The organism is Moorena sp. SIO4E2 (assembly GCF_010671945.1).
Taxonomy (GTDB): Bacteria; Cyanobacteriota; Cyanobacteriia; order Cyanobacteriales; family Coleofasciculaceae; genus Moorena; species Moorena producens.
In genome coordinates, this window is sequence record NZ_JAAHIE010000237.1 from 1 (window position 1) to 3,949 (window position 3,949).

The 3,949-nt window shown below is 43.6% G+C and carries 3 protein-coding genes; 1 reads left to right on the forward strand and 2 read right to left on the reverse strand.

What is annotated here, in order from left to right:
- A partial coding sequence (gene ldpA, locus F6K37_RS21890) for a circadian clock protein LdpA (RefSeq protein WP_287252119.1) occupies positions 1 to 856 on the reverse strand: 856 nt, incomplete at its 3' end.
- Between the two features lie 307 nt (positions 857 to 1,163).
- Positions 1,164 to 1,784, reverse strand: a complete 621-nt coding sequence (locus tag F6K37_RS21895; RefSeq protein WP_287252121.1) for a vWA domain-containing protein — start codon at positions 1,782 to 1,784, stop codon at positions 1,164 to 1,166.
- A gap of 1,244 nt (positions 1,785 to 3,028) precedes the next feature.
- Between F6K37_RS21895 and F6K37_RS21900 the strand changes: the two genes are divergently transcribed.
- Positions 3,029 to 3,949: AMP-binding protein (locus F6K37_RS21900; protein WP_287252123.1), on the forward strand; the 921-nt coding region annotated here is incomplete at its 3' end.

Here is a 3,949-nt window from a genome sequence, read left to right on the forward strand (position 1 = left end):
TGACGGTGTGGTTATTGGTACCACCAGCTAACTGTACGTATCCTGGTAATCCAGCAGCGATGACTTTCTCAGCGAGTTTGATAGCAGCATGAGTTGTGCCCATGCCTATATCCCCACTCATAGGACGTCCATCGGTTTGCCAGATTAGAGGACAGGGTAAAGGCTGGATTAGTTGGTAGATTTCTTTTAGGTAGTCAATCAAATCTTTACCATCTGGGCAGCTAATGGCTAGGAGTTTGAGTTGAGCGCACCAGGGTGCGATCGCATGCCAGAGTCTTTTAAAATCTGGTAAATTCCCGACTTTGGTGTGAATTTCTATAGCATCAACGCCATTGCTTAGAATCAGGGGTGCGATCGCAAAAGGAGCTGATACGTATGACCGAGTAGTGATCAGCTGATGGGGGCAAACTGGCAGACAACGACCACAGCCATAACAGCGTTGGTCGAGCACACCAGAGTAAGCTTCACTGCCATTCTGGAAAGTAATTGCTTGTGCTGGGCAAATCTTTTCACAGGGACGAGGGCAGTCCCCTGGACACAAATCCGAGTCAAATTCGGCTTTCCGGAAATGGGGGTCTTCCCCATCATTCAAGCTCACCATCAGCCATGGTCTGCCAAGGAAGCCAAACCCTCGCTGTTTGGCTTCTTTTCCCATGGTGCTGGCGACTTGTAAGGCATCTTTCGCCGCCGAAATGACCGCCGGGTCAGCTGCCACATCAATACAATCGGCACCGGCGAGGGTGTAAGCCAAGGTTAGGCTTCTAACAGCAGGGAGGTGTTGAAAACTGGCTCCGCAAATGAGCTTGAACCAATGACCCTCCCTTAAGGAATGTAAGGGATAGTAAAGTTCAGTCACTCTTATATGCTAAATCTTTAAGCCGAAAATGGGGAGACTAATTTTACAATTCGAGTAATGAAAAAGGTTTTTTTTGAGGCGCTTACAAACCTTTCCGGGGGGGAAACTCCCTCAATTTTTTTCAAAAAATGCAGATTTAGGGTAGTTGGTTTTCTTCTTACACTAAATGTAGCGGTTGATTTTTTACAGCTGATCTCAATAAAATAATGGTGTCAATTAATTCAAAATTCTTTTGATTACAAGCCATCCCACGTGATAGTTAGTCGTGGGATGGAGTTTAAGCATTGGGAATCTTGGCTAGCTTAGGTTAATCAATAATCGCGTTAAGCAGAACCTCGGCTAAGGTCATATTCTCCATGTCTTCCAGAGTGACTGTGTCCACGATGTCAAATTGAGCCCCAGCCCCTTGAAGGTCATCATCAAGTGCTTTAAGAAACCGAGTTGCCATGGCATCATTACCCACTTGGATCAGTGAAATGCCTAGTTCTTCATCCTTGTCTATTTTCCGAGATGCTTCAATGATGACTCGCATTACGGCTTTGCGGTCATCTGGCTCACCATCGGTTATCACCAATAATGTTTCCCCATTGGGTTTGGTTTGCCCAGCCGCTTTGCGCTTAAAGTAGTCATCGGTGGCATCCTTTAGCACACCAGCGAGATCGGTGCGACCCATGGGATCATTTTCTTGGAAAATTTGTTCTACTTTATCTGAGGTAACATTATCGTACCGTCTAAAGCGACTAGAAAACAGGTAAACCGTAATCCCATCTGGATCGAGCTGTTCACATTTTCTGGCCACTGCTAAGGTAGACTCTTGGGCAATCTGCCATCGACTTTTGCTCCTATCTTGGTAGTCTGGGCTAGACATACTGCCGCTTTTGTCGATGATTAACGTATAGTCACGGTCTTCCACGAGTGAACCTCCCACGAAAAAATTTCCTCCTTACCTTAACTGCCACGATTTCTTAATCTAGCTTATCCAATCTAGCGGTTTTCAATTGGGTGAGGTACACAATTTTGAGGTGCGACCCGTGGCGAATTTAATAATTAGATGCGGAAAGCGCACCTAAGATAAGATTTTAGGGAACAGCGGATCTGGGAATAGCGAACAGGGAATAAAGAAAAATACTGTGTACCTCATAAGTATAGAAAACACTATAGTCCCACAGCTGATCTGGATGTTTTAGCCCTAAGATTATTGGCAGTAGTTAATGATGCCAATATCTAATTATTATTAGATCTATCCTTCAATGGCAGCACCCTAGGCTTGATAACCATGAGACCTTAAGGTTGATGTATTCCCTTGACTATTTTCTCTATATTACTATTATAAACTTAGATATTAAGAAATAGGGGGCGTGAGGGGGACGGAATTCCGCACCTTAACAGGGCAAACGCCTCTAAATTTTATTGACAAATTGGCTAGTTTGTGATAAATAAAACCCCAGGGCAAACTCATATTGTCAATAAACCCTGGCTTATTGTGCTTCCTTATGGTGCTTGTTGAGAATGAAATTGTCACCTATAGTGTTTGGTGGATTAAGTAAACACTATATATAGTAAGTACTCATAAAATTAGATGTGTTCGTTTACCCTGCACTAAATGCCGGTTAAGTTGAGCACAAAATATGAGATAGTGATTTCATGACTAATTTTTAGGAACGTCTTAAGTTGTCTGACAAATGACAAACAGCGTCTTGATGCAGTCGCTTATGGTTTTGGGTCTGTGTGCGGAACTTGTTTCGGGACCCAGCCCGTCCGTGGAAACCACGCCAGTTGCTCATGGGGGTTCCCACGGGGCAAACAGCGGTGCTCCCACGTGACCCACGCAGCAACCTTAACCATCAGCGACTGGATCAAGACAATGAAACGCTATCGAGCGGCTATGGACAATAACTATATGATAAAAATTTTATCATCTACCAGTAACTAACTAGAGAATTATCAGTCAATTTTTGTCGAAGGAAATAAGCAGAATAGTCCAGAATAGCCGTCCACATTGACGAGTTAAAATTTCTTTCGGGAACTAAGGGAGGAGGCTAGGAAAATTTTTATTCAGCTCCAATAGCTTGATTATGACTAGCTAAAATTCGAAAATCTAGCTAATATCTAGCTAATTTTTTTTGGTAAAAATTACTTAATTTAGATGCGTTTACCCTGGACTTAAAGGTGATGTCTGAACAAAACTATAGTAAAGGACAAAATCTGCCGATTCTAACAACCGATGAGCAGCATAAGTTACTGGTTGAATGGAATGATACCCAGACAGATTATCCAAAGGATCGGTGTATTCATCAATTGTTTGAAGAGCAAGTTGCCAAATCTCCTGATGCGATCGCACTCACCTTTGAACATCAGCAGTTAACCTATCGAGAATTAAATGCCCAAGCTAACCAATTAGCCCACCACTTCAAATCTCTGGGGGTTGGTCCAGAAGTGTTGGTGGGGATTTGTGTGGGACGATCGCCTGAAATAGTCATGGGACTTTTGGCCATTCTTAAAGCAGGGGGAGCTTATGTTCCTCTAGATCCCACCTATCCAACAGAGCGTCTGAGCTACATGATTAAAGATGCTCAGATCAAAGTCCTATTGACTCAACAGCAATTAATTGAAAGACTCGGGCAAACTCAGCAGCAAGAAGTAAGAGTGGTTTGTTTAGAGGCTGAAAGAGATGCCATTAATCGCCACAGTCAGGAGAATCTCCCCAACACCACCACCTCAGAGAATCTGGCTTACGTCATTTATACATCTGGATCCACAGGTCAACCAAAAGGGGTTGCCGTGCCTCACCGGGCAGTTAATCGCCTCGTGATTAACACAAACTATATTCAGTTAAGCCCAAGGGACCGAGTTGCCCAAGCCTCTAATATTTCCTTTGATGCAGCCACTTTTGAAATTTGGGGAGCTCTCCTTCAAGGGGCTCAACTGGTGGGACTTCCAAAGGATATTCTTCTTTCACCCCAAGACCTAGCAGCACAAATCCAGACACAAAACATTAGCGTATTATTCTTAACTACCGCCTTATTCAATCAAGTAGCTAGAACAGTTCCCCAGGTCTTCCAGAATCTGGAGACTCTTTTATTTGGTGGAGAA